The sequence below is a fragment of the Mesorhizobium sp. WSM4307 genome, assembly GCF_007003945.1.
Lineage (GTDB): Bacteria > Pseudomonadota > Alphaproteobacteria > Rhizobiales > Rhizobiaceae > Mesorhizobium.
The window spans coordinates 106,603-132,300 of sequence record NZ_VFTB01000016.1; the positions used below are offsets into that span (position 1 = coordinate 106,603).

General features: G+C 62.2%; 27 protein-coding genes, 1 tRNA gene and 1 pseudogene. 8 read left to right on the top strand and 21 right to left on the bottom strand.

Annotated elements, in window-relative coordinates; translation table 11 throughout:
* The first annotated feature begins 62 nt into the window (after positions 1 to 62).
* The 6 genes from FJV83_RS31630 to FJV83_RS31655 all read left to right on the top strand — a co-directional run bounded on the left by FJV83_RS31630 (position 63) and on the right by FJV83_RS31655 (position 9,043).
* Positions 63 to 1,529, top strand: coding sequence for an alpha-glucosidase/alpha-galactosidase (locus FJV83_RS31630; protein WP_095793809.1), 1,467 nt, complete (start codon positions 63 to 65; stop codon positions 1,527 to 1,529).
* 100 nt (positions 1,530 to 1,629) lie between these two features.
* Positions 1,630 to 3,711 carry an ABC transporter substrate-binding protein gene (locus FJV83_RS31635; protein WP_095775323.1) on the top strand — a complete coding sequence of 694 codons (2,082 nt, stop codon included), beginning with the start codon at positions 1,630 to 1,632 and terminating at the stop codon, positions 3,709 to 3,711.
* Positions 3,712 to 3,827: 116 nt separating this feature from the next.
* The gene (locus FJV83_RS31640; RefSeq protein ID WP_095775276.1) at positions 3,828 to 4,835 is read left to right on the top strand and encodes an ABC transporter permease; all 1,008 of its coding nucleotides are present in this window, start codon (positions 3,828 to 3,830) and stop codon (positions 4,833 to 4,835) included.
* Complete coding sequence (locus FJV83_RS31645; protein WP_095775277.1) at positions 4,836 to 5,975, top strand: ABC transporter permease; 1,140 nt, start codon at positions 4,836 to 4,838, stop codon at positions 5,973 to 5,975.
* 10 nt (positions 5,976 to 5,985) lie between these two features.
* The gene (locus FJV83_RS31650) at positions 5,986 to 7,653 is read left to right on the top strand and encodes an ABC transporter ATP-binding protein (protein WP_142887315.1); all 1,668 of its coding nucleotides are present in this window, start codon (positions 5,986 to 5,988) and stop codon (positions 7,651 to 7,653) included.
* A 19-nt stretch (positions 7,654 to 7,672) separates the two neighbouring features.
* Positions 7,673 to 9,043 (top strand): alpha-glucosidase/alpha-galactosidase, encoded by a 1,371-nt coding sequence (locus FJV83_RS31655; RefSeq protein ID WP_142887316.1) that lies wholly within the window; start codon positions 7,673 to 7,675, stop codon positions 9,041 to 9,043.
* A gap of 15 nt (positions 9,044 to 9,058) precedes the next feature.
* Here FJV83_RS31655 and yacG read toward each other — a convergent pair whose 3' ends face one another.
* The 9 genes from yacG to FJV83_RS31700 all read right to left on the bottom strand — a co-directional run bounded on the left by yacG (position 9,059) and on the right by FJV83_RS31700 (position 14,765).
* Positions 9,059 to 9,256, bottom strand: a complete 198-nt coding sequence (gene yacG / locus FJV83_RS31660) for a DNA gyrase inhibitor YacG (RefSeq protein ID WP_095775280.1) — start codon at positions 9,254 to 9,256, stop codon at positions 9,059 to 9,061.
* The gene (locus tag FJV83_RS31665) at positions 9,253 to 9,879 is read right to left on the bottom strand and encodes a Maf-like protein (protein WP_095775281.1); all 627 of its coding nucleotides are present in this window, start codon (positions 9,877 to 9,879) and stop codon (positions 9,253 to 9,255) included. The genes yacG and FJV83_RS31665 overlap by 4 nt, the downstream gene beginning before the upstream one ends.
* A gap of 23 nt (positions 9,880 to 9,902) precedes the next feature.
* Complete coding sequence (gene infA / locus FJV83_RS31670; RefSeq protein ID WP_006200926.1) at positions 9,903 to 10,121, bottom strand: translation initiation factor IF-1; 219 nt, start codon at positions 10,119 to 10,121, stop codon at positions 9,903 to 9,905.
* A 196-nt stretch (positions 10,122 to 10,317) separates the two neighbouring features.
* Complete coding sequence (locus FJV83_RS31675; RefSeq protein ID WP_095793806.1) at positions 10,318 to 10,788, bottom strand: low molecular weight phosphatase family protein; 471 nt, start codon at positions 10,786 to 10,788, stop codon at positions 10,318 to 10,320.
* Entirely contained in the window at positions 10,776 to 11,261 is a 486-nt protein-coding gene (locus FJV83_RS31680; RefSeq protein ID WP_023776484.1) for a UPF0262 family protein, read from the bottom strand. The genes FJV83_RS31675 and FJV83_RS31680 overlap by 13 nt, the downstream gene beginning before the upstream one ends.
* A gap of 6 nt (positions 11,262 to 11,267) precedes the next feature.
* On the bottom strand, positions 11,268 to 12,560 hold the full coding sequence (gene hisD, locus FJV83_RS31685) for a histidinol dehydrogenase (protein WP_142887317.1): 1,293 nt from the start codon (positions 12,558 to 12,560) through the stop codon (positions 11,268 to 11,270).
* A 7-nt stretch (positions 12,561 to 12,567) separates the two neighbouring features.
* Positions 12,568 to 12,999: a DUF2948 family protein gene (locus FJV83_RS31690; RefSeq protein WP_095775284.1), complete on the bottom strand. Its 432-nt coding sequence runs from the start codon at positions 12,997 to 12,999 to the stop codon at positions 12,568 to 12,570.
* 168 nt (positions 13,000 to 13,167) lie between these two features.
* Positions 13,168 to 14,460 carry a UDP-N-acetylglucosamine 1-carboxyvinyltransferase gene (gene murA / locus FJV83_RS31695; RefSeq protein WP_010914066.1) on the bottom strand — a complete coding sequence of 431 codons (1,293 nt, stop codon included), beginning with the start codon at positions 14,458 to 14,460 and terminating at the stop codon, positions 13,168 to 13,170.
* 128 nt (positions 14,461 to 14,588) lie between these two features.
* Entirely contained in the window at positions 14,589 to 14,765 is a 177-nt protein-coding gene (locus FJV83_RS31700) for a hypothetical protein (protein WP_095793804.1), read from the bottom strand.
* Positions 14,766 to 14,928: 163 nt separating this feature from the next.
* Between FJV83_RS31700 and FJV83_RS31705 the strand changes: the two genes are divergently transcribed.
* Positions 14,929 to 15,003, top strand: a tRNA-Thr gene (locus FJV83_RS31705).
* A 90-nt stretch (positions 15,004 to 15,093) separates the two neighbouring features.
* Here the strand turns inward: FJV83_RS31705 and FJV83_RS31710 are convergent.
* The 7 genes and pseudogenes from FJV83_RS31710 to FJV83_RS31740 form a co-directional block, all read right to left on the bottom strand.
* The gene (locus tag FJV83_RS31710) at positions 15,094 to 16,539 is read right to left on the bottom strand and encodes an adenylate/guanylate cyclase domain-containing protein (RefSeq protein ID WP_095775286.1); all 1,446 of its coding nucleotides are present in this window, start codon (positions 16,537 to 16,539) and stop codon (positions 15,094 to 15,096) included.
* A gap of 148 nt (positions 16,540 to 16,687) precedes the next feature.
* Positions 16,688 to 16,987: an antibiotic biosynthesis monooxygenase gene (locus FJV83_RS31715; RefSeq protein WP_095775287.1), complete on the bottom strand. Its 300-nt coding sequence runs from the start codon at positions 16,985 to 16,987 to the stop codon at positions 16,688 to 16,690.
* Between the two features lie 44 nt (positions 16,988 to 17,031).
* Positions 17,032 to 18,108 (bottom strand): class I SAM-dependent methyltransferase, encoded by a 1,077-nt coding sequence (locus FJV83_RS31720; protein ID WP_142887318.1) that lies wholly within the window; start codon positions 18,106 to 18,108, stop codon positions 17,032 to 17,034.
* Between the two features lie 260 nt (positions 18,109 to 18,368).
* Positions 18,369 to 18,890, bottom strand: a complete 522-nt coding sequence (locus FJV83_RS31725) for a GNAT family N-acetyltransferase (RefSeq protein WP_142887319.1) — start codon at positions 18,888 to 18,890, stop codon at positions 18,369 to 18,371.
* A gap of 121 nt (positions 18,891 to 19,011) precedes the next feature.
* Positions 19,012 to 19,314 (bottom strand): hypothetical protein, encoded by a 303-nt coding sequence (locus tag FJV83_RS31730; RefSeq protein WP_246691946.1) that lies wholly within the window; start codon positions 19,312 to 19,314, stop codon positions 19,012 to 19,014.
* Positions 19,311 to 19,811 (bottom strand): DoxX family protein, encoded by a 501-nt coding sequence (locus tag FJV83_RS31735; RefSeq protein WP_142887320.1) that lies wholly within the window; start codon positions 19,809 to 19,811, stop codon positions 19,311 to 19,313. The genes FJV83_RS31730 and FJV83_RS31735 overlap by 4 nt, the downstream gene beginning before the upstream one ends.
* Positions 19,812 to 20,031: 220 nt before the next feature.
* A pseudogene (locus tag FJV83_RS31740) lies at positions 20,032 to 20,558 on the bottom strand (carboxymuconolactone decarboxylase family protein).
* A 118-nt stretch (positions 20,559 to 20,676) separates the two neighbouring features.
* Here FJV83_RS31740 and FJV83_RS31745 point away from each other — a divergent pair.
* Positions 20,677 to 21,591 carry a LysR family transcriptional regulator gene (locus tag FJV83_RS31745; protein WP_095793843.1) on the top strand — a complete coding sequence of 305 codons (915 nt, stop codon included), beginning with the start codon at positions 20,677 to 20,679 and terminating at the stop codon, positions 21,589 to 21,591.
* Positions 21,592 to 21,708: 117 nt separating this feature from the next.
* Here FJV83_RS31745 and FJV83_RS31750 read toward each other — a convergent pair whose 3' ends face one another.
* The 5 genes from FJV83_RS31750 to FJV83_RS31770 all read right to left on the bottom strand — a co-directional run bounded on the left by FJV83_RS31750 (position 21,709) and on the right by FJV83_RS31770 (position 25,381).
* Complete coding sequence (locus tag FJV83_RS31750; RefSeq protein ID WP_095775291.1) at positions 21,709 to 22,185, bottom strand: DoxX family protein; 477 nt, start codon at positions 22,183 to 22,185, stop codon at positions 21,709 to 21,711.
* A gap of 11 nt (positions 22,186 to 22,196) precedes the next feature.
* On the bottom strand, positions 22,197 to 22,982 hold the full coding sequence (locus FJV83_RS31755) for a DNA-binding domain-containing protein (RefSeq protein WP_095793798.1): 786 nt from the start codon (positions 22,980 to 22,982) through the stop codon (positions 22,197 to 22,199).
* Positions 22,969 to 23,997, bottom strand: a complete 1,029-nt coding sequence (locus FJV83_RS31760) for a DUF692 domain-containing protein (RefSeq protein WP_095775293.1) — start codon at positions 23,995 to 23,997, stop codon at positions 22,969 to 22,971. Before FJV83_RS31760 ends, FJV83_RS31755 begins: the two co-directional genes overlap by 14 nt.
* A gap of 42 nt (positions 23,998 to 24,039) precedes the next feature.
* A complete protein-coding gene (locus FJV83_RS31765; protein ID WP_095775294.1) occupies positions 24,040 to 24,309 on the bottom strand; it encodes a DUF2282 domain-containing protein in 270 nt (89 codons plus the stop codon).
* Positions 24,310 to 24,538: 229 nt separating this feature from the next.
* Entirely contained in the window at positions 24,539 to 25,381 is an 843-nt protein-coding gene (locus FJV83_RS31770) for a hypothetical protein (RefSeq protein WP_142887321.1), read from the bottom strand.
* Between the last annotated feature and the right edge of the window lie 317 nt (positions 25,382 to 25,698).

Consider the following 25,698-nt stretch of genomic DNA (forward strand, 5'->3'; position numbering starts at 1 on the left):
GTGGCTGCGACCGCCCCCCTGTCACTCCCGGCCTGTCACTGGAATAGGATGAGGTGCGGGAGATGAGTTTCAAAATCGCTATCATCGGTGCCGGCAGTGTCGGATTCACCAAGAAACTGTTCACGGACATCCTGTGCGTGCCCGAATTCAGGGATGTCGAATTCGCGCTGACCGACCTCAGCGAACACAATCTCGGGATGATCAAGGCGATCCTCGACAAGGTCGTCGAGGCGAACGGATTGCCAACGAGGGTGACGGCGACAACCGATCGCCGCAGGGCGCTCGAAGGCGCGCGCTATATCATCAGCTGTGTGCGGGTCGGCGGTCTGGGGGCCTATGCCGACGACATCCGCATTCCGTTGAAATATGGCATCGACCAGTGCGTCGGCGACACAATCTGCGCCGGTGGCATCCTCTATGGTCAGCGCAACATCCCGGTGATCCTCGACTTCTGCAAGGACATACGTGAGGTCGCCGCGACGGGCGCCAAATTCCTCAACTACGCCAACCCGATGGCCATGAACACCTGGGCGGCGATCGAATACGGCAAGGTAGACACGGTCGGCCTCTGCCACGGCGTCCAGCATGGCGCCGAGCAGATCGCCGAGGTGCTGGGTGCGAAGTCCAGGCACGAGCTCGACTATGTCTGTTCCGGCATCAATCACCAGACCTGGTTCATCGATTTGCGGCTGAATGGCCGCAGGATCGGCAAGGATGAGCTGATCGCCGCCTTCGAGGCGCATCCGGTCTATTCGCAGCAGGAAAAGCTGCGCATCGATGTCTTGAAGCGCTTCGGCGTCTATTCGACCGAGAGCAACGGCCATCTCTCCGAATATCTGCCCTGGTACCGCAAGCGCCCCGACGAGATCACGCGCTGGATCGACATGTCGGACTGGATCCATGGCGAGACCGGCGGCTATCTCCGCTACTCCACCGAAACCCGCAACTGGTTCGAGACGGAGTATCCGCAATTCCTCGAAGCGGCGTCGAAGCCGATCGATCCGGAAAAGCGCTCCAACGAGCATGCCAGCCACATATTGGAGGCGCTGGAGACCAACCGCGTCTATCGCGGCCACTTCAACGTCAGGAACAATGGGGTGATTATCAATTTGCCGCAGGACGCCATCATCGAGTCGCCCGGCTTCGTCGACCGTTTCGGCATCAACATGGCCGCCGGCATCACGCTGCCGGAAGCCTGTGCGGCCACCTGCATGTCCTCGATCAACGTCCAGCGCATGTCGGTCCATGCCGCGATATCAGGCGACATCGATCTCCTGAAGCTCGCCGTGCTGCACGACCCTCTGGTCGGTGCGGTGTCGACGCCGGAGGAAGTCTGGCAGATGGTGGACGAGATGGTCGTCGCCCAGGCTCAATGGCTGCCGCAATATGCGCATGCGGTTCCGGCCGCCAAGGAGCGGCTGTCGAAATCCGCGGTCAAGACCCGTGAATGGGCCGGTGCTGCGCGGCGAAACGTGCGCTCGATCGAGGAATTGCGTGCCGAAAAAGCCGCGCTCAAACAGGCCGGCTGAAAAATCCGGGCGCGGCGGACACACGGGAGGCAGGTCCACCGCAGCCAGTTTCGGGCAGAAGACGAGCAGCAGAAAACGTCTGAACATGAGGGAGGAGATTATGAGAAACCTACGCAGCATTGGCATTGCCGCCGGACTGGCGCTGAGCGTCTCGGTTCCGGCACTCAACGCTTTCGCTTCAGAGCCGACAGTCCCGCCGGTGCCGGCGACCTTTCCGGCCGAGGGCAAGATCAAATACGTCGCGCGCGACTCCATCCTGGAGTTCAAGGCCCTGCCGGAATATCACGAGCCGGATTGGGTGACCGAAAAATACGTGAAGACCGGCAAGCTGCCGCCGGTGAAGGACAGGCTGCCGAAGGAGCCGCTGGTCTTCAAGACGGCCAACATGCCTGACGGCGTCGGCGTCTATGGCGACACCATGCGCCATGTCATCGGCGGCCGGCCGGAAGGCTGGAACTATGGCGCCGGCCAGACGCAAGGCTGGGGCGGCATCGATATCGGCCTCTCCGAATGCCTGACGCGCACGGCGCCGCTGTTCCAGGTCGAAGCCAAGGACACCGAGCCGCTGCCGAACCTCGCCAAAAGCTGGGAGTGGTCGAAGGACGGCCACAAGCTGACCATGCATCTGATCGAGGGGGCCAAATGGTCCGATGGCGTGGCCTTCAACGCTGACGACGTCATGTTCTATTGGGATGACGAGGTGGTCGACCCGAACGTCTCGCCGCTCAATGGCGCGACGCCGGAAACCTTCGGCGTCGGCACGACGCTGAAGAAGATCGACGACTACACTGTCGAGTGGACGTTCAAGGAAGCCTTCCCGAAACAATACCTCTACGCCATGGCCTACGGCACCTTCTGCCCAGGCCCCGCGCACATACTGAAGCCGCAGCATCCGAAATATTCGAAGAACACCTACGACCAGTTCAAGAACGCCTTCCCGCCGGAATATATGAACATGCCGGTGATGGGCGCCTGGGTTCCGGTCGAATACCGGCCGGACGACATCATCGTCATGCGCCGCAACCCCTACTATTGGAAGGTCGACGAGAAGGGCAACCAGCTGCCTTATCTCAACGAACTGCAATACAAGCTGTCGACCTGGGCCGACCGCGACGTCCAGGCGGTCGCCGGCTCGGGCGACTTCTCCAACCTCGAGCAGCCGGAAAACTTTGTCGCCTCGCTGAAGCGCGCCGCTGAAGCGAACGCGCCGGCACGGCTCGCCTTCGGTCCACGCCTCATCGGCTACAATCTGCGCATGAACTATTCCGCCAATGGCTGGGGCAACCCGGACGAGCGAAGCCAGGCAGTTCGTGAGCTGAACCGCAATGAGGACTTCCGCAAGGCCGTCACCATGGCGCTCGACCGCAAGGCGCTGGGCGCCTCCTTGGTCAAGGGGCCGTTCACCGCCATCTATCCCGGCGGCTTCTCCTCGGGCACCAGCTTCTATGACCGCAAGTCGACCGTCTACTATCCGTTCGACCTCGCGGGCGCCAAGGCCGAACTTGCCAAGGCCGGCCTCAAGGACACCGACGGCGACGGTTTCGTGAACTTCCCGGCCGGCACCGCCGGCGGCAAGAACGTCGAGATCGTGATGCTGGTCAACAACGACTACGGCACCGACAAAAGCCTTGCCGAAGGTGTCGTCGCGCAAATGGAAAAGCTGGGCTTGAGGGTCGTGCTGAACGGCCTCAACGGAACCCAGCGCGACGCCTCGCAATATTCCGGCCGTTTCGACTGGCTGATCCGGCGCAACGACCAGGAACTGACCTCGGTCGTGCAGAACACTGAACAGCTTGCGCCCGTCGGCCCGAAAACCAGCTGGAATCACCGTGCGCCGGAAAGCGGCGAGGTCGACCTGATGCCTTTCGAAAAAGACCTCGTCGACATCGTCAACAAGTTCGTCGCGTCAGAGGACAACGACAAACGCGCCAGTCTGATGAAAGAGTTCCAGAAGATCTCGACCGAACACGTCTACAATGTCGGGCTGACGGAATATCCCGGCGCGCTGATCGTCAACAAGCGCTTCTCGAACATTCCGCAGGGCACGCCGATCTTCATGTTCAACTGGGCCGAGGATTCGATTGTCCGCGAACGCGTCTTCGTCGCGGCCGGCAAGCAGGCGAAATACGAATTGTTCCCGCAGGAGCTTCCCGGCAAGCCCGGGGACAAGGGCCCGATGTAAGTTTACCTCCCCTGACCAAGAGAGACCCGGTCGCGCCGCGGGCGCGGCCGGGACAGACCAACCCTCCGAACGACCCTCAATGGGAGCGTCCGGCGAAATGAGGAAGCCGACCGTCCATGCTGCGATTCTTGGCTATGCGCATAGCGTCGGCAATTCCGGTCCTCGCAATCCTGAGCCTCGTCACCTTCGCCATCATCCAGGCGCCGCCCGGCGACTATGCCGACTACATCCGTTCGCAGCTGATCAACCAGGGTGGCGCGTCCTTCGCCGAGGCCGATGCACAGGCGCAGGCCTACCGCGTCGAACACGGCCTCGATAAGCCGCTGCCCGTCCAGTATCTCAATTGGATCGGCGGCATCATCACCCGCGGCGATTTCGGTTACAGCCTCTACTACAACAAGCCGGTGGCCGATGTCGTCGGCGAGCGCCTGCCGCGCACGCTGCTCCTGGCGCTGGTCTGTCATCTGCTGGCCTCGGTGCTGGGCATCACCTTCGGCATATGGGCGGCGACAAGGCAATACACCTGGATCGACTCGACGCTCTCGGCCATCTCCTTCCTCGGCATGACCGTGCCGCGCTTCCTGATGGCGCTGATCATCGTCTATCTCCTCGTCTTCCAGTTCAACGTGTCGGAAATCGGCTCATTCTTCTCGCCGCAATTTGGCGGCGCGCCGTGGTCGTGGGCGAAGTTCGTCGACCTGGTCAAGCATGTCTGGCCGGTCGTGGCGATCGCCACTTTCGGCGGCCTCGCCTACAACATGCGCGTCATGCGCGGCAATCTGCTGGATACGCTCAACGCGCAATATGTCGAGACGGCGAGAGCCAAGGGTCTGACCGGCAGCGCTGTCGTCATGCGCCATGCCGTGCCCAATGCACTGCATCCCCTCGTCATGTATCAGGGCGTGGTGTTGCCCTACATGCTCACCGGCGAGATCGAGACGGCGATCATCTTCGCGTTGCCGACCGTCGGCCCGGCGATCGTCGGTTCGATGGCGGTCGGCGACGTCTATGTCACCGCTACCTTCATGATGGTGCTGTCGGCGACGCTGATCGTCGGCAACATCATCGCCGACATGCTGCTCGTCCTGCTCGACCCGCGCATCCGCCAATACGGAGAGAGCTAGATGCTTGCCCGCGATCCATCACCCCCGCCGCTGCCGGCCGAAGGACCCATCGTCGCCAAACCGGCGCGCGGCAATGAGAGCTATGTCGCGCTCGTCTGGCGCCGGCTGAAGCGCTCCTGGACCGGCATGGCAGGGCTTTGGCTCGTCGTGCTGCTGCTGGTGATGGCTGTGTTCGCCGAATTCCTGGCACCGATGGATCCGAAGGCTACCGATGTCGGCTTCGCCCCGCCGCAACTGCCTTCCTTCCACGACAAGGACGGCAATTTCGTCGCGCGGCCACGGGTCTATGCGCTGGCCGATTCGGCCGACCTCGATCCGGTCACCTTCCAGCCCGTCGTCGGCCCCGACTACGACCATCCGAGGCTGCTTGGCTTCTTCGTCGAGGGCGCGCCCTACAAGCTCTTCGGGCTGATCCCGGCGGACCGGCATTTCTTTGCTTCGACGGACGGCCAGCCTGTACATTTCCTCGGCACCGACAAGTTCGGCCGCGATGTGCTGTCGCGCGCCATCCACGGCTCGCGGGTCTCGCTGATGATCGCGCTGACCGTCGTCTTCATCATCACCGTCATCGGCACCACCGTCGGCATGGTTTCCGGCTATTTCGGTGGCCGGTTCGACGTCTGGATGCAGCGCTTCGTCGAACTGGTGCTGGCCTTCCCGCAACTGCCGCTCTATCTGGCGCTGACGACGCTGATCCCCGTCACCGCGCCGACCAACGTCTTCCTCGCCTTCGTCATCATCGTCATGTCGGCGCTGGGCTGGGCGCAGATGTCGCGCGAGGTGCGCGGCAAGACGCTGGCGCTGGCGCGCATCGAATATGTGCGCGCCGCCATGGCGGTCGGCGCCACTGACCGGCGCATCGTCCTGCAGCACATCTTGCCCAACGTGATGAGCCACGTGATCGTCGCCGTCACCTTGGCGATCCCGACGGTGGTGCTGCTCGAATCCTTCCTCGGGTTCCTCGGCTTCGCGGTCAAGCCGCCGCTGATCTCGTGGGGCCTGATGCTGCAGGACACCGCGACCTATTCCGTCATCGGCACCTATCCCTGGATCCTGTCGCCGGTCGGTTTCGTGCTTGCCACCGTTTTTGCCTTCAACGCGCTGGGCGACGGCCTGCGTGACGCCGTCGATCCGTATTGAGGTGGCTGGGATGACCGTCGTACTCGCCGATTCCTTCGCCCCGACCGTTCGTCATGACCATGACGGTCGCCAGGACCAGCCCATCATCGATGCCCGCAATATCGAGGTCGCCTTCAAGGTCGAGCACGGTGTTGTCGAAGCGGTCAAGGACATCTCGTTCCAGCTCTATCGCGGCGAGACGATTGCCATCGTCGGCGAATCCGGTTCCGGCAAGTCGGTGACGGCGCGCGCCGTCATGGGGCTGCTGTCGCGGCGGGCCACCGTTTCGCCCCGGTCGAGCATTTGTTACGACGGCCAGAACATCCTGAAATTCCCCGAGAGCGAGCGGCGCAAGCTGCGCGGCAACCGCATCTCGATGATCTTCCAGGAGCCGATGAGCTCGCTCAACCCGATCTATACGGTCGGCAGCCAGATCGTCGAGGCGATCCGGGTGCACCGTAAGGTGAGCCGCCGGCAGGCCTGGGCACGGGCGCTCGAACTGCTGCGGCATGTCCAGATCCCCGAGCCGGAGGCGCGGCTCAAGCAATATCCGCACCAGCTTTCGGGCGGTCAGCGGCAGCGCGTGATGATCGCCATGGCGCTGGCCAACGATCCTGACGTGTTGATTGCCGATGAGCCGACCACCGCGCTCGACGTCACCGTCCAGGCGCAGATCCTGAACCTGATCCGCAATCTGCAGAAAGAGCTGCGGATGGCGGTGATCCTGATCACCCACGATCTCACCGTGGTGCGCAAATTCTCCGACTATGTTTATGTCATGCAGCATGGCGCGATGTGCGAGCACAACGTCACCGAACGGCTGTTTGCGGACCCACAGCACCCCTACACGCAGCGGCTGCTCGCCTCGGAGCCGCGCGGACGTCCGCAACCGCTTCCTGAGGGCAGCGGCGCCATCCTCGAGGCGAATGACGTGCGCGTCTGCTTCATGCTGCGCCACGGCGGTTTCCTGAAGCCGGACTGGCGCGAGCTGGTCGCCGTCGACGATCTCGGCCTCAGGCTTTGCCGCCACGAGACGCTGGGGCTGGTCGGCGAATCCGGTTCCGGCAAGACCACCTTCGGCCAGGCGCTGCTGAGATTGATCGACGCCAGGCGCGGCGAGATCCGTTTCGACGGCCAACCGATCCAGGGCCTGTCGCGCAACGAGATGCGGCCGTTGCGCTCGCGCATGCAGATCGTCTTCCAGGATCCGTTCTCCTCGCTCAATCCGCGCATGACGATCGGCCAGATCATCGAGGAAGGGCTCATCGTCAACAGCATCGGCGCGACGCGAGCCGAGCGGGTCGACCGGGTGCGCGAGGCGCTGGTCAGCGCCGGCATGCCGGGCGATATCCTGTCGCGGTTCCCGCACGAATTCTCCGGCGGCCAGCGCCAGCGCGTCGCGATCGCCCGCGCCATCGCGCTTGAGCCCGAATTCATCCTGCTCGACGAGCCGACATCGGCGCTGGACCTCTCCGTCCAGGCGCAGATCATCGACCTCTTGCGCAAGCTGCAGGACGAGCGCGGCCTTAGCTACCTCTTCATCTCGCACGATCTCAAGGTGGTGCGCGCGCTGTGCCACCGCGTTATCGTCATGCAGCACGGCAAGATCGTCGAGCAGGGACCTGTCGACGAGGTCCTCACCAAACCCAAGACCGCCTACACCGAACGGCTCGTCCGAGCCGCTTTCGATGTGGCTTGAACATATGCCGGAGGTTAGCATGGCAAGACATCCCAGGATCACTTTCATCGGCGCCGGCTCGACCGTGTTCATGAAGAACATTGTCGGCGACGTGCTGCAGCGGCCAGCCCTCTCGGGCGCGACGATCGCGCTGATGGACATTAATCCGCAGCGGCTGGAAGAGAGCGCCATTGTCGTCAACAAGCTGATCGCAACGCTCGGCGTGAAGGCGAAGGCCGAGACCTATTCCGACCAGTGCAAGGCACTTGCCGGGGCCGATTTCGTCGTCGTCGCCTTCCAGATCGGCGGCTACGAGCCCTGCACGGTCACCGATTTCGAAGTGCCGAAGAAATACGGCCTGCGCCAGACGATCGCCGACACGCTCGGCGTCGGCGGCATCATGCGCGGCCTGAGGACCGTGCCGCATCTGTGGAAGATCTGCGAGGACATGCTCGCCGTCTGCCCCGAAGCGATCATGCTGCAATATGTCAACCCGATGGCGATCAACACCTGGGCGATTTCGGAGAAATACCCCACTATCAAGCAGGTCGGGCTCTGCCATTCGGTGCAGGGCACGGCGATGGAACTGGCGCATGATCTCGGCCTTCCCTACGAGGACATCCGCTACCGCTCGGCCGGCATCAACCACATGGCCTTCTACCTGAAATTCGAGCACCGCCAGCCCGACGGCTCCTACCGCGACCTCTATCCGGATCTCGTGCGCGCCTATCGCGAAGGCCGCGCGCCCAAACCCGGCTGGAATCCGCGCTGCCCCAACAAGGTGCGCTACGAGATGCTGACCAGGCTCGGCTATTTCGTCACCGAAAGCTCGGAGCATTTCGCCGAATACACGCCCTATTTCATCAAGGAGGGTCGCCCCGATCTGATCGAGAAATACGGCATTCCGCTCGACGAATACCCCAAGCGCTGCATCGAGCAGATCGAGCGCTGGAAAGACCAGGCGCAGGCCTACCGCTCGGCCCAGCGCATCGAGGTCGAGGAGTCCAGGGAGTATGCCTCCTCGATCATGAACTCGGTCTGGACCGGCGAACCGTCGGTGATCTACGGCAATGTCCGCAACAATGGCTGCATCACCTCGCTGCCCCGCGACTGCGCCGCCGAAGTGCCATGCCTGGTCGATGCCTCCGGCATCCAGCCGACCTATATAGGCGACCTGCCGCCGCAATTGACGGCGCTGATCCGCACCAACATCAACGTCCAGGAACTGACGGTGCGGGCGCTGATGAGCGAGAACCGCGAGCACATCTACCATGCGGCGATGATGGATCCGCACACGGCGGCCGAACTCGACCTCGACCAGATCTGGTCACTGGTCGATGATCTCCTGGCTGCTCACGGCGACTGGCTGCCGGCTTGGGCACGCGTCAGCCGCAAGACCGAGGCCGCCTGACGGGCGATCCCGGTCTTACTTGGGCTCGTCGGTGTCGGGTTCTTCCTCGTCGTCGCGGGCCTTGATGACATAGGCGCCCTTCAGCCAGCGATTGAGGTCGATGTCCTTGCAGCGGGCCGAGCAGAACGGAAAGGTGTCGCGCGCCGACGGCTTGCCGCATTCGGGGCAGGGGCGCTTCGGCCGCAGCGGCGTGATTTTGGAGTCGGAATTCATGGCCGTGCGGTCAGCCAGCTCTGATGGATCTTGAAGCCTTCGCCCGATAGCAACGCCACCGTCTCATAGAGCGGCAGGCCAACGATGTTGGTGTAGGAGCCGACGAGCTTGACGACGAACGAGCCGGCGAGACCCTGGACGGCATAGCCGCCGGCCTTGCCGCGCCATTCGCCCGAGGCGACATAGGCTTCGATCTCCTCGCGCGGCAGCCGCTTGAAACGCACCCGCGTCTCGACCAGTCGCTGGCGCAGCTTGCCGCCCGGTGTGATCAGGCAGATGCCGGAATAGACCCGGTGCGAGCGGCCGGACAACAAGCCGAGGCAGTTGGCGGCATCGTCCAGCGTCTCGGCCTTGGGCAGGATGCGCCGCCCGACCGCAACCACGGTGTCGGCGGCCAGCACGAAGCTCGGCGCATGATCCGTCTCGGTGTTCAGCGACGCGAACGCCTTCTCGGCCTTTTCCTTCGACAGCCGCTTGGCCAGCGAGCGCGGATGCTCGGCACGCAGCGGCGTTTCGTCGATATCGGCTGGCAGGATACGGTCCGGCTCGATGCCGGCCTGCTGCAACAGTTCAATGCGGCGCGGCGAACCCGAGGCAAGCACCAGCTTCTGCAAAATGCTCATCGCGTTCCGGCCAAGCCTCGATCTTACTTGAAGCGGTAGGTGATGCGGCCCTTGGTCAGGTCGTATGGCGTCATCTCGACCAGAACCTTGTCGCCGGTCAGCACGCGGATGCGGTTCTTGCGCATGCGGCCGGCCGTATGGGCGATGATCTCGTGTTCGTTTTCGAGCTTCACCCGGAACATCGCGTTGGGCAACAATTCCGTCACGACACCCGGAAACTCGAGGACTTCTTCCTTCGGCATTCGATACCTTTGCTTGGATTGCAGTTCCAGCGCTTAGAGCATGATGCCGAAAAGTGTGAAGCGGTTTTCGGACGACATCATGCTCTACTTCTTGGTTTAGAGTCGGATGATTTCGGGTCGAACAGACCTGAAATCATCCGACTCTAGCCGGAATTTCGGCGGAACCTATATGATAATCGTCCGCTTGTGAACACGCTTAATCTGTCGCGTTTTTTGCCTCTGAAGCCAAGAAACGTCGGCTTATGCGCAACTTTAGCCGCTCGCGCACGTCGCGGTAGGCCGCCAAGATCTGCTCGCGCGTGCCGCCGGCATTGGTCGGGTCCTGTGTCGGCCAGTATTCGACCTCGACGGCGAGCGAGCGGGTGAGCTCCAGCGCGGCATGGTGCGCCTCCGGCGCCAGCGTCACGATCAGGTCGAAATAGTCGTCCTCGAGATCGTCCAGCGTCCTGGGATGGCGCTCGCCCAGCGACAGGCCCTCCTCCGCCAGCACCGCATCGACGAACGGGTCGCGCTCGCCGGCGCGTACGCCGGCCGAGGCGACGAAGATGGTGGCGGGCAGCATCCGGCGCGCCAGTTGTTCGGCCATTGGCGAGCGCACGGCATTCATGCCGCACACGAACAGGATCGAGCGGGGCAGGGCGCCGGTTACCAGGGCTAGCCCCGCCAGTGCAGCACGCAGACCAGCGTGAACAGCCGGCGCGCCGTATCGAAGTCGATGTCGATCTTGCCGGAGAGCCGGTCCATCAGCGTCTGCGAACCTTCATTGTGCAAGCCGCGCCGGCCCATGTCGATCGCCTCGATATGGCTGGGGGTCGAGGAGCGGATGGCGTCGTAATAGCTTTCGCAGATCATGTAGTAATCCTTGACGATGCGCCTAAGCGGCGTCAGCGACAGGATGTGGGTGACCACAGCGGTGCCGTCCTCGCGTGCTACGGCAAAGACCAGGCGCTGCTCGGCCAGCGACAGTTTCAGCCGGTAGGGGCCGGCCCCGCTGTCGTTGACGGGCTGAAAGCTGTTCTCTTCGATCAGGTCGAAGATCGCCACCGCCCGCTCATGTTCGACATCGGGTGTCGAACGGCCGATCGATTCATCGAGTTCGACATCGATCAGTTTTGCGCGGGTTTGATCGGAGCCCGTCATCTCGGCCTACATGTTCAGCCGGATAGCGACGGACCGGCCATGCGCGTCGAGCCCTTCCGCCTTGGCGAGCGCGATCGCCGCTGGCGCCAACACGCGCAATTGCTCCGGCCCGAGCTTCAGGATCGAGGTCCGCTTGACGAAATCGAGCACCGACAGGCCCGACGAGAAGCGCGCCGAGCGCGCGGTCGGCAGCACGTGGTTGGAGCCGCCGACATAGTCGCCGATGGCTTCCGGCGTGTGGCGCCCGAGAAAGACGGCGCCGGCATTGCGCATCCGCGACAGGAACCCTTCGGCATCGTCAATGGCCAGTTCGACATGTTCGGCGGCGATGCGGTCGACCAGCGGCAGCGCGGCCTCGATGGTCGCGACCTCGATCACCGCGCCAAAATCGCGCCAGCTCGCCGCTGCGGTTTCACCGCGCGGCAGGGTCTGCAACTGGCGTTCGACCGCCTGTTCGACCGCCTTGCCGAGGGCCGGATCGTCGGTGATCAGGATCGATTGCGCCGACACGTCGTGTTCGGCCTGGGCGAGCAGATCGGCGGCGATCCAGTCGGGATTGTTGTTGCCGTCGGCCACCACGAGCACTTCCGACGGACCGGCGATCATGTCGATGCCGACCGTTCCGAACACCTGGCGTTTGGCCGCCGCGACATAGGCATTGCCCGGTCCGACGATCTTGGCGACCGGCCTTATGGTCTCTGTGCCATAGGCAAGGGCGGCGATCGCTTGCGCGCCGCCGACGCGGTAGATTTCGGTCACGCCTGATATGTCGGCCGCCACCAGCACCAGCGGATTGATGATGCCACCCGGGGCCGGCACAACCATGACGACGCGCTCGATGCCGGCCACGCGGGCCGGCACGGCGTTCATCAGCACCGAGCTTGGATAGCTCGCCGTGCCGCCCGGTACATAGAGCCCGACGGCCTCGATCGCTGTCCAGCGCCAGCCGAGCTCGACGCCGGCGGCATCCGTGTAGCGATCGTCTTTCGGCCGCTGCCGTTCGTGGTGGGAGCGAATGCGATCGCGCGCGAATTCGAGCGCTTCGATCGCCTTTGGATCAGCCATCTCGTAAGCGGCTGCAATGTCTTGCTTCGACACGGCAATGCCGAGGCTCGTCAAATCGGCCCGATCGAACCGTTGGGTGTAGTCGATCAGGGCCGCGTCACCCTCGGCGCGCACGCGCGCGATGATGTGGCGAACCGCTGCGTCGACATCCTCGGACGCTTCCCGCTTGGTTGTCAGGAAAGCGGCGAAGCGCTGCTCGAAATCGGCGTCGGACTGGCGAAGCGTGATGGCCATGGCCCGGTCAAGCCTTGTGAATGGGGCGCGACGTGGCTTCCCACGCGCCGCTTATATCGGCAAGGCGGGCCTCGATGCATTCGACATCGAGCATGATGGTGCCGCCGCCCGAAAAGATGATTTCGACGATGCCGGCCGGCTTGCTGATCTCGATGAAGCTGATTGCCAGCAGGGACAGCACCTCGGCCGGCTTGTCGCGGGCAATGCCGTTGGTCTTGGCGCCCAGCACCCGGTCGAAATGCAGCACGGCCTGCCGCCGCTCATTGTGTTGGCGGAACAGGCCCGACTTCGCCTCCCAGACGAAACGGTTCATGGTCAGCACGAAACGCTTGGCCGCAGGCAGGAATTCGAGGTCCGACACCTTCATCACGGCGTCCTGGACATGGGCCGAGACGATGCTCAGATCCTGGTCGTCGAGCGCGATAAGCTTGAGGGCCATGCGGAATTTGCACCTAAGGTTGGTTTCAGCCTTCTGTTAGGCGGTCTTTCCGGCCGGTGCAACCGCGACACGACTTCCACCCGAGGCAATTGCCTCGGGTTTGCGGTGCCGGCAGGGGATGAAGGCCTATGGGGCTGTCTCTATGCGAAAGCTGGCGGCTTTCAATCGTCAGGCGGAAATGCGCTCGATCACCGCGCCGCAGTTGGACAGTTTTTCCTCCAGCCGCTCGAAGCCGCGGTCGAGATGGTAGACGCGGTTGACCGTGGTCTCGCCTTCGGCGGCGAGGCCGGCGATGACCAGAGAGACGGACGCGCGAAGGTCGGTGGCCATGACCGGCGCGCCTTTCAGCTTCGCCACGCCGTCGACGATCGCCGTCTGGCCAGAAAGCGTGATGTGGGCGCCGAGTCGGGCCAGTTCCTGGACGTGCATGAAGCGATTCTCGAAGATCGTCTCGGTGATACGCGACTTGCCCTTGGCCATCGTCATCAGGCCCATGAACTGCGCCTGCAGATCGGTCGGGAAGGCCGGGAAGGGCGCGGTCGTCACGTCGACCGGCGAAATGCCGGCGCCGTTGCGCTTCACGCGGATGCCGGAATTGGTCTGGGTGATCTCGGCGCCCGTCTGCGAAATCACGTCCAGCGCGGTCTGCAGCAGCTCCGGCCGCGCGCCTTCGAGCACGACGTCGCCGCCTGTCATGGCGACGGCCATGGCATAGGTGCCGGTCTCGATGCGGTCGGGAATGACGCGCACGCGCGCGCCCGACAGCGATTCGACACCGTCAATGGTGATGGTCGGCGTGCCGGCGCCGGAAATCCTGGCGCCCATGGCGTTGAGGCATTCGGCGAGGTTGACGATTTCAGGCTCGCAGGCGGCGTTTTCCAGCACTGTCTCGCCCTTGGCCAGCGAAGCCGCCATCATCAGCACATGGGTGGCGCCGACCGAGACCTTGGGGAAGACGTAGCGATTGCCGACCAGGCGGCCATTCTTGGTCTTGGCTATGACATAGCCGGTGTCGACGTCGAGATCGGCGCCAAGCGCCTGCAGGCCTTCGAGGAACAGGTCGACCGGGCGCGTGCCGATGGCGCAGCCTCCGGGCAGCGACACCTTGGCCTCGCCCATGCGGGCCAGCAGCGGCCCGATCACCCAGAATGACGCCCGCATCTTCGACACCAGTTCGTAGGGCGCCGTCGTGTCGACGATGTTGCGGGCGGAGAAGTTGATGGTGCGCGAATAGCCTTCATTCTGCTTCTCGCGGCGGCCATTGACCGAGTAATCGACGCCGTGATTGCCGAGGATCCGTATCAACTGCTCGACATCGGCCAGATGCGGCACGTTTTCCAGCGTCAGCGTGTCGTCGGTCAAGAGCGAGGCGATCATCAGCGGCAAAGCGGCGTTTTTCGCGCCCGAGATCGGAATGCTTCCGGCAAGTTTGTTGCCGCCGACAATTCTGATGCGATCCATTGGAGAATGTCCCTCTCGGCCAAAAAGGCCGGTTCAATCGTTTGAGTATCGGCCCGTCTAGACCATTGGCCGGTGTGGTTCAAGAAATAGGATTTCCACGCATCCGGGCCAAGAGTGGCCGATTTGAGTTAATCTTTCTGTATTTCCTTGGCGGCACCGAGCCCGTCCGGCCTCTGGTCGGCTTCACCCGTGCGGCGCGAGCGCGATTGCGCCTTGCGCTTCTGCAGATTGGCGCGCAACTGCTCGGCGAGCCGGTCCTTGCGATTCGTGCCGCCCTTTTTCGGTGATATCGTCTTGTCGCTCATCGTCCCGTCCCGGCCGGCGACCCGGCCAAACCTGCCGTTCAGGGATAGCCAACATTGTGGCACCGCCATGTCATTGAAAGCTATCCGGCAAAGGCATTCACAGAAGCGTTGTTCTTGGCCTTGCGCTTGCCGGTTCGATATGGCAGAAGCCCCGCCATCAGCGGCTGCGGTAGCTCAGTGGTAGAGCACTCCCTTGGTAAGGGAGAGGTCGAGAGTTCAATCCTCTCTCGCAGCACCAGTCTATCCCCTTGAATTGCTCAAGACCTTGGCGGACGACCTGAGGTCCAACTCCTAGGCTGTGCGAAATGGCGTTGGCACGCAATGGTGTCTATTCGCGCATGATGCGATAGACGGTTGCATCACCCTCCACACCTCGAAGAGGGGCGTCAAAAGCCACGACACGATGGCCGGCAAGCATTTCGCGAACCCCGGGCGCGCAATAGAGCGCCTCGGAAATGCAGATCTGTCCGGCTTCCGCCAAGGACTGCACGCGCGCGGCGACATTCACGGTCTGGCCGAAATAGTCGAGGTTGTCGTTGAGCGTCACGGCGATCGACGGTCCACAGTGGGCCCCGATCTTGAGGATGATCCCCGGCCCGTCATGGTCGCCGTTGAAGCGATCGATTTCTTCAAAGATGTGGAGTGCAGCCGAAATCGCATCCGAAGGCTGCGAGAATACAGCCATCACCGCATCCCCAATCGTCTTGACCACCGCTCCGGAGTGTTGCTGAACCGCCGCGTTGACCAGAGCAAAATGCTCGCGGACCAAGGCATAGGCGTTGAGGTCACCCAGGCGCTCATACATGGCGGTCGAACCCTTGAGGTCCGTGAACAGGAAGGTGATCTGCCGGATGCCGAGCCCCTCCTTCTCGTCGACACGTTCGGACCGGAAGAGCTGGCGGAAGGTTTGCCGCGCAAGCAGCGCTCCACCGGAAACATAAGGGTCGAAATCGAGCGCCGGCTTGGTGGTCAGCGCGACAAGCTCGGGCGGCCAGTTGATGACAAGCAACGAACCTCGCACTGTCCCCGTATTCGCTACCTCAATGACAATCGGACCAGGTGGCACAGCGGGCAACGCCGGCAAGAAGCGTTTGCCGTCATAATCGATCTTCAGAAGTGTCGGCGCCAACACCGGATCGCCTGATATTGGCACAGCGAATGCGGCCTGCGTCTGCACGTTGACGCCCGAAAGGCCGCCCGGGCCCAAGTCGGCGCGGAGAACTGTGGTGGTGCCGGGCGGCAGAAACGTCATGCCCCGAACGAAGCCGCGCAGAACGTCAAGAAAGCGAACGTCTTGCCCCGGTAGCCGCCCGTCATGTCCGAAGTGGAGCTTCCAGTGAAAATCCTCGACAGGGAGTGTCTCGGGATCGTGGTAAGGCAGGCGCCGCAACTTCGGCGATACCGAGAAGGTGACCTCGATGAAGTCGTCGAGGTTGGTGTCGCCCGATACGTCGCACAGGCCACAGACGTAGTGGGTCTTCAGCGTGCGCAGGGCGCCGAAACTGTCGAGCACCATCCCGGACTGGGGACACAGCACATCCCAGCTCATGTCGAACAAGCCACAACGGGCGGCATGCAGGAAGAGGTCGATTGCTTCAGGCTCGGCGATCGCGCGGTCGCGAGCAAAGGTCAGCGGATTAACGCGATAGAGTGAGTGGTCGTCGGCGCTCTTGATCAGCGTCTCGAATTTCGAGATGACGCGTGGGCTCCAGGCTCGCGCCTGCTCCACCTTGGTCATCTTGCTTTCAAGAAGACGATCGTCGACTATCGTCACGCCGGATCCTCAACCTTGCCTCACGACAGCCTATACGTCGAAGGCTCAGCGCACTCCAGTAATTCGTGCGTCGCTCACTGATTTTGATGGACCGGCCCCCACATAAGCGGTCGAGGGGGGTGCACACCAAGCCCGCAGCCAGGCCCCTTCAGGCCCTGATATCGGCGACGACCGTTCCGGAGACAGGATCGGTCATGCCAAGGTCGCCGCCGAGATCCTCCAGCATGTCTCGCATGGTGTCCAAAAGGCCGATCATCTGGGGCCGTGCCGCCGCGAGGCTGTCCAAGTCGTTCCATTCACCGACGACGCAGAAGGTTCGGTCGCCGGTCTTGATCAGAGCGGCCTTTCGGAAGCCCGTGGCGTCGAGGCTCGCTTTCTTGTGTGCATCGATGAATGCCTGTTCCTTGCCCGGCTTGGTGCGGAACCGAACGACGTTGTAAGCAGTCATGCCTTCCTCCAATCGATTGCGAAGACTCTCTTGCTTGGCCAGCCTTATGGGCGTGCCTCGAGAACCATGTTGAACGGGGTTTCGGTGGCGCGGCGGAACCGCTTGAACCCGCCGCCCGACACCACCTTGCGCAGCTTGGCCTCGCCCGCCTGGGCGCCGAGGCCGAGACCAACCTCCTGCGAAAGCGAGGCAGGCGTGCAGATGAAGGTCGAGGCGGCGTAATAGATGCGGCCGACCGGGTTGAGGTTCGCCGAGAGCTGGTCGTGGGCGAAGGGCTCGACGATCATCCAGGTGCCATCCGCTTTGAGCGCGTTGTGCACATGCTTGGCAGCACCCTCCGGATCGCCCATGTCGTGCAGGCAGTCGAAGAATGCGACGAGATCGTAGGTGCCCGGGAAATCCTTGGCTGCCGCAACTTCGAAGTGGGTGTTGCCGGCGACGCCCGCCTCTTTCGCGGCGGCGCGGGCGCGCTCGATCGACGGGGTGTGATAGTCGAAGCCGGTAAAGCGCGAGTTCGGGAAGGCCTTGGCCATCAGCACGGTAGAGGCGCCATGGCCGCAGCCGACATCGGCGACGTCTATGCCTCGCTCCAGCTTCTCGACCACGCCATCGAGCGCTGGCAACCAGGAGCCGATCAGATTGGCGTTGTAGCCGGGCCGGAAGAACCGTTCCGTGCCGCGAAACAGGCAGGCGCTGTGATCGTGCCAGCCGAGGCCGTTGCCGGAGCGAAACGCCTGTCTGACCTTCTCCTCGTCGAGCCACAGCGCCGAGACGACCTCGAAGGCGCCGGCCATGAAGGCGGGGCTGTCCTCGTTGACGAAGACCTGCTCCTGCTCGGGGCCGAGGTAGAAGCTGTCGCCCACCTCGTCATATTCGACATAGCCTGCCGCCGCCTGCGCCGAGAGCCATTCGCGGACCAGCCGCTCCTGCGTGTCGGTCCTTTTGGCGAGCTGTGCGGCGGTCATCTTGCCGCCCGCGCTCATTGCCGCGAAAAGGCCGAGCCTGTCTCCCAGCAGGACCGCCGCCCCGGTGGTGATGGCACCGAGATCGCCGACCATCCTTCCTAGCAGGGCCTCCAGCTTTTCCAGGTCGGGCAGTTTTTCCTGATTGCGCTTTAGCATCGGCTTTCTCCTCCGGCTCGATCCCAAACACTTGCCATGGGCGACAAGCCATATCCCGTCGCCGGGGAAGGCCTCGCCATAACAGTCCACTATTCGCCCCGTAGCGATTGACTGTTACAGCTTCACAGGAACGTGACGGATGCCTTGGAATTCTCAGCGAGAGCGGGCCTATACGTCGGCAGAGCATCGGAGCGAATGTGCTAGCTCAGGGGCGCCTCCCTCATCGCGTCAAAGGGATGTGAATCCTCATGCTAAGGCGCTCAAGTTTCAGAAAGAACAAGGCGCATGGCGCAACGTCGGCTTGCCGGCATTCCGTGTTCGACCTCTCGGCGCAGCACCTGGCGAAGCCGCTCTCCGGCCTGCGCATCATCCATCACCCGAAAACCCAGCTTCTGGTAGAATGGCGCGTTCCAGATCAAGTCTCGGAATGTCGTCAGGGTAAGAGCGACAAGGCAGCGACGCCTCGCATCCGCAATGGCCTTTTCTAGCAAGGCGCGTCCGATACCCAAGCGTTGTCGATCAAGGCGCACGGCAAGTTCCCAGATGTGCAGCGTGTCATCCTGGATCTCCGCGCTCAGGAATGCGACCGGCGGGTCGTCGAGCTCCGCCGCGACCCAGCACGTGCCCTTGGCGATGAGTTCACGGTGGCGCTCGACTGTCTGGTTATCGCCATCGGCAATCCAGGCAAGCTCCTCGATCCCACGGTAAGCTTCACCCGCCGACTGTTCGATATCGGGTAGTGCTTCCGCGTCAGGGTCTTGCGCAATTCGGATGGGGGTCATTGGGTTGCAGTCGGCTCTTCAAGTATTTTGCAGAGAATGACGTTTGAGTGTCCCTCGGGCCAATCCGCAAATTCAGCTACGCGCACGAAGCCGGATTTTTCATACACTCCTGGCTTGGAAATCATGGCTCTGCACCCAAATCCGCCGAACGCCTCGAGCCTCGGCCGCGAAGGCGTTCAACAACGCTCGCGCATAGCCACGTATGCGCCTCGTCGATCCACATCTGTTTGAGTTCGGAAGTGCCTGCCCAGGAAAATCCCGTTGCAACGCCGACGATACGTCCAACCGCGTCGCGGATCACAAAACCAAGGCCCTGATCGTCATCACGCCCCACAGCTACCCGGTTGTAGGCGTAGATCCTGTCTTCGAAGGCGTCGATCTCAATTGCAGAAAGATCGTGCTGGGGTTGGGCAAGGGTGGTCATTTCGAGCGCTCATTTCCCTTGGTTCGAGACAAGACCGTCTCAAGCGACAAAGGGCCAGGACCGCCTACTGCAAGCGTTGCAAGGCCGGCTAGGTAAAGCAGGATGATTTCGTAGCCGACAGGCCCAAACCGGATCCCCTCGGCCGTCACCTCAGCAAATTTCACCGAGAAGAATCCATACTGGGAATGGACCGTGAACAATGCAGTCAAAAGCACAATAGCCATCGGCACGCTAACGAGCCGAATGAATGCGCCCGCTAGGACAGCACCGCCGCCGACAAGTTCAACCAGCGTTGTCAACCATGCTAGCGCTTGAGGCTCTGGGACACCGAGTGTTTGAAGTACGACGCCAAAGCTTCCCGGCCCTCTGCTGAGTTTGGCATAGCCATGGGCAAGGAAGCCAAAGCCCACGATCAACCTTATCGGCAACGGCGCCCATCCGGCTGCCGCGGTGGACGAGGAGAGTTTAGTTGTCGTGATAATTCCACGGAGATGCATTACCGGTATACCTTTCTGTGGGCGGCGTGCCTGAGTTCGGCGCTATCCGAAAAAAGCCCGCCATGGCGGGCTAGGGAGACGACCTCTTATTCGCCCCATGGGACCGACCGTTACAGCCTCACGGCATCGTTACCGCCGCTGCGGGAGCCTCGACGAGACCACCGAAATCGCCCTGCCCACCTTAGCCGGCGGACCGGGCGTAATGTGGGAGCGGGGTCGGTCAGGCGGCTTCGGCGGCGAGAACGACGGGAAAGTCGATATCGGTCTCGGCGACATTGTTGATGAGATTGGTCAGGAAGTTCTCGGCTACGATGGCGACGATCTCGATGACTTGAGCCTCGGTAAAACCTGCCGATTTCACGGCCGCAATGTCGGCGTCCGTTACCTTGCCGCGGGTCTCCGCCACCCTGGCAGCGAAACGCACCGCGGCGTCAGCCGTCGAATCGCTCGATTTGCCCTTGCGGTTAAGATCCTTGCCAGGTTAAGGCCGAGATAGGTATGAGCGGACAGGCAGTAGTCGCAGCCGTTCACCTGGGCAACGGCCAATGCAATGCGCTCGCGGGTTTTCACGTCCAGTGCTCTGGCGAGCGCGCCGGACAGGCTGGTCATGCCCGCCAGAGCGACAGGGCTTATGGATACGAGGCGGAAAAGGCCGGGAACGACGCCAAGCTGCTTGTTCACGGCGTCTAGAATGGGTTGCGAGGCGGTCGGGGTTGCTTCACGGGTCGGGATGGCAATGCGCGACATTTCATAGCTCTCCTGTTCGATGATGTCGGTGCGACAGGTGCTACCTATTATCTTCCAGAAGACGAGAGTATTGGATAACTTGGAGATATGGCCTCTCAATATGTGGAAGGGCTTGCGCATGGACCGCCTCGAAGCCATGTCAATTCTGATCGCCGCGGCCGAAACCGGCAGTCTCTCCGCTGCAGGGCGCAAACTTGGAACACCCCTTCCAACGATCAGTCGCAAAGTTGCGGAGTTGGAGGCCTATTTGCACACCCGATTGCTCGTCCGATCGACACGCCGGCTCATCTTGACCGACAGCGGAGCCGCCTATGTCGCCGCCTGCAAGAGAATTCTGGAGCAGGTGAGCGAGGCGGAGAGAACCGCATCTGGTGAATACAACGCGCCAAAGGGCGATCTGATCATTACGGCTCCGGTCGTATTCGGACGACTGCATGTGCTGCCGGCGATAAATGATTTCTTGTCGCACTTTCCGGACATCAATGTCCGGTTGTTGTTGTCAGACCGCAATGTGAATCTCGTCGACGATCATGTCGACATGGCTGTGCGGATTGGCCCTTTGCCAGACAGCAGCATGGTGGCTACGCGGGTAGGATCCGTGCGTCGCGTTGTCTGCGGCAGTCCGGCCTATTTGGGTGACCATGGCGTGCCAAAGGCGCCGGCCGATCTTGCTGGAGTTTCTTGCGTCACCTTCGATGTTCTGGCGTCCGCCACATCCTGGAGTTTTGCCACGCCAGGCTCGAATGTCGAGCAGACCGTAGCTATTCGCTCACGCCTTTCAGTGAATACGGCTGAAGCCGCAGTCGACGCGGCCGTGGCAGGTGTAGGCGTCACCAGGGTGCTCTCCTATCAGGCGGCAAAGGCGATCGCGCAAGGAAAGTTGGTGGCCGTTCTTGAACAGTTCGAACCGGAACCCATGGCGGTCAGCCTCGTCCATGCAGGCCAGGGGCTTTTGCCACTCAAGATGCGATTCTTTCTTGATTTCGTAGCCCCGCGTTTGCGAAAAGCCCTCGCGCCGCCAAAGCATGAGTGATGGCCACCCGCCATTGATGGTCGAGGTTGTCTTCTGCACGGGCCCTAATTCACATGGATTTCAGGACATAGGTGTCTGGAAGTCGGCGAGCCTCGGATGCGCACCGTGCTTTCTCAGTCATTTTCTAGACGCTGAAAAGGTCCGCTCTGCGACGTAGTCGAGCGAAAGGACGCCGGCGCCCCGTGTTAGAACGAGCAGCAAAAGCGAGGCCCACAGCAGATGCTCGGCCCAGTTCTCCGGGAACACGAAGATCTCGATCACTGAAACAACGCCGAGCAGCATCAGCGCGCCGAGACGCGAGAACAGCCCCAGGAAAAGCAGCACCGCCCCGGTGATCTCTGCCGTTGTCGCCAGCGGCGCCGCGATCGACGGATCGATGAGGGGTAGATTGTATTCGCTGGCGAACAGCTGCAGCGTCACCGGCCAGGACGCCAGCTTCGATTGTGCAGACTGCCAGAAGACATGCGCAATCGCGACTCGAGCTGCGAGCTGGACCAGTGAAAATGGGACATGCTCCGGCAACTTGATCACTCGTCGGTAAAGACCAACAAGGCCGGCAGGGCGAGGGGTGGAATATTCCGGTATCGCAGTCATGATCGTGTCCTTCAGTTTGAGAGGGGGAGCACCGGGACGCGCACGTCGGTGACGAGCCTGTCGCGGAAAAGACGCACAAGCGCTGAAACCAGGTCGAAGGCCGGGTCGAGCGCCAAGGCGCGACCAGCGGCATGCTCAAGGCCGAAGCCGTGCTTCAGCGAATGCCAGAAGGCGAAGCTCGCGCGGTCGAGCAGAAAAAGCCGCACGTAGTTCCCCGATCGCCACAGCGCCACGCGTTCGGGGCGCCTTGTCCAGGTGATTTTTTCATCGGCCGCCGTCTCCTTTTGATGCTCCATCCATACCGATAGGATCGACCAGTGCGAGACGATCAGTCGCAGTGAGGGCTGGAGCAGGATATCCGGCGACAGGCCAAGGTCGGTGCTGTCGTATTCTGAGAGACTGCGGGCCGACAGCGAAGCTGTATCGAGCGCTTCGGCAATGGCCCATTCGAGCCGCGCCGTTTCGGCGACGATCGGCATGTCGGACAGGGTGTCGATGGTCTTCAGGAAGCGAGGGAAGCCCGCGCCATATCGCGCCAGGCGTGACTCCACCGGCGGATGCCGTCGAATGAACTCGCTCGCCATGAAGCGGAAGAAACGTTCGTCGACGAGGCGGGCCGTAACGGGGAACACCGCCATCAGCACGGCAGTCAAAGAACTGCGTGTGTTGTTCTGGTAGATGCGCAGGCGAGCCATTGGGTCGGCCTTGCCGGCGGTGAGCATTTTTGCGTCGATCAGAGGCTCCATGGCCAGCACCGAGCGCGCCACGATGGTCTGCAGATGTTCAAGCGGCAGCATGATATCCTCCCCCGATTGTCGGCAAGGCGACGGGCATCGCCGGTCTTGTTCTGGCGGCGGCAAATGCCGCAAGCACAGGCATGCTGGTTCGCGTGCTTTCGAAAGTTGGCAGGCTGGACACTGGCAGGACCATGGTCGGGACGGCCTGCCTTGCGGCCTGCTTGCGGTTGAACATGATCGAAGCGGAAAGCATGTCGGCCCACATCGCTTCGCCGAGCAGCACATCGAGAACAGGAACATCAGTGTCCCATTCGATCAGGGTAGGGCGCGGTCCAAGCCGACTTATGGCATGCTGGTAGAGCGTCCAGACAACCGGTGGCACGCGCGAGCCATGATCGTCGATGAGGACGGTGTCGGCCCCGACGTGATTGGTCGCATGTCCGGCAAGATGGATCTCACGGATAGCCTCTACTGGCAGCGCATCGATGAAGGCTTTTGCATCATATTGGAGGTTGTGCGCCGAAACCTGGACATTGTTGACATCCAGCAGCAGGCCGCAGCCCGTTTGCGCCACCAGTTCGGCCAGAAATTCAGCTTCATTCATGGAGGAGTCTGCAAACGCGACATAGGCGGACAGGTTTTCGATCAGCACCTGCCGCCCCAGAGCGCCCTGGACAGTCTCGACATTGCGCGCCACGATCGCCAGCGCCTCTTCGTCATAGCGCAGCGGCAACAGGTCGTTCAGGTAGGCGCCGTCGGCCACGCTCCAGGCCAGATGTTCCGAGACGAGATCGGGCTGGAAGCGCTCGCAGACCTTGCGCAGCCTTTCCAGATGATCGCGGTCCACCCCTCGCGCGCTGCCCAGCGAGAGGCCAACGCCATGAACCGATAGCGGATAGATCTGGCGCAGTCGGTCCAACGCCTCGACGCCGGCGCCGTGGCCCATGTAGTTCTCGGCATGCACTTCGAGCCAGCCAGCGGAGGGTCTGCGGATCAGCATCTCGCTGATGTGGGGTGAGCGAAGACCGATGCCCGCTGATGGGGGGATCGAGAGGCGCTGAAATGCACGGGACATCGGTCTGCTCCTTCCAAGGGGGTTGGCTCGAAGTCTGATCGGTCAGGCCTTTGGCTTGTCGCTGCCGCCAGCGATCTTCGCGCAGCTGCCGGCCGGCACGTAGAGCCACGAATCCGGCTGGTTGTCGGCGGTCGAGGTGCCGGCGCAGGAATGCGTCGCGGTCTGGCAGTCGTTCTGGCCAGCCTTGACGACGCCGTAGCACTTTTCGAAGGCGAAGGCGGGCTTGGCAGCCGGGCCGCTATAGGCTGCAGTTGTAGCAAGCGAAGTGGCTGCCGCGAGGGCCGATCCGATGAGGGTCTTGGTGTTGATCACAGACGTGTCTCCTGGTTGCGTTTCGAGGGAAAGACCGACCTTGCGGCCTGTCTGCAAGCAGTGTCCCTGATCCGGCAGCCGAGCTGAAATGCTGTCTCGGCATGGAATTGATACGCGGTCACTATGTTGAAGCCCCTGCCAAGCAAAAGCCCTCCGGCGGGGAACCGGAGGGCTTGGCGCCTGCGTTCGTGAGCGGGCGAAGCAGGCACGGCCAGGCGGAGGGAGGCGCCTAGACGTATCGATTTTTGCTGTCGACGACCGAGCTTTCACTTGAGGTCGAGTGGTCGGCGAGAAGCCAGTCCTCGGCTCGCTGCCGTCCGCGGTCACGCATGTCGGTCAATTCGCCCCAGTCGGTCCAAGGCCTGGTAAACAGGGCAGCGCTTGTTCTGTGATGACTGTCGAAGAGGACAGATGCTGGGTTCACGGCATTCGCGGCGGGGCGGTAAGCCGCACAAGGTGTCATGCAACCGGAGGGTTTGCCGCTGACGATGAGCCAATGCCCAGCCTCGATCGGCTGCATCGGCGGCAATGCCGAAAAATCGCCTTCGCCCCAATACGTATCGCCGTTGATTTCCACGGCCGGAAAGAGGAATGGGACTGTCGCTCCCGCCAGGATCGCGTCGATCGACAACTGGTCGCCGGAGAAAAGCGTCACGGTGTCGGTGCTGGCATTCGAAGCCAGGATGTTGAGCTTCAACTGGCAGCTATTTTTGTGCAATTCGGCAATGTCGATCGACTGCTCCAGGATCGATTTCAATGGATTGGCTATCGCGGCCACAGACATCGATGCGTGGCTGACGCGCCGCCAGAAATTGGTAAGCGCCGTCTTTGCCCCACGCCTGCCGCCCAAAGCAAGTCCGTAGGCAAGAACCGCTGCTTCCATGCCTCCGAAACCGGACGCGGTGATGCTGCGGAAGGAAAGGCGAGGTTCATCCAGCAAGCGATCGAGAACGCCCCAGACAAATGCGCCGTGCGCCTCGCTTGCCAGGGTAATGTCGATAAGCTGGCGGTCTTCCATCGCGGGTCTTGCACCGGCAATGAAGGCTTCGTCGGTTGTGGCCTGAATTTGCATCTTGGGTCTCCTCCCGAAACGCCAGGCAGGGCGTTCGATGGAGACACTGCCGCATGATCCTCCATTAGCGAAATGCCAAGGTGGCATGAACTCCATAGGGAGATTGCATTGGCTGCAATCCTTTGCGCACTGCAAGGTTTTGCCAGGCTGGCGAGAATCCCGCGATCTCGCTTCGGAACGGAGGCCAAGACGGTCGCCGGCGGGCCTTCAGCACAAAGAGGAGCGTGTCAGCAACACAAGCTGTCCGCCGCGCGCACCGTCACGGGCGCCATGACGGACCGCTATCGACTTTATAGCCGCAGTGCATTGGCGCCAAA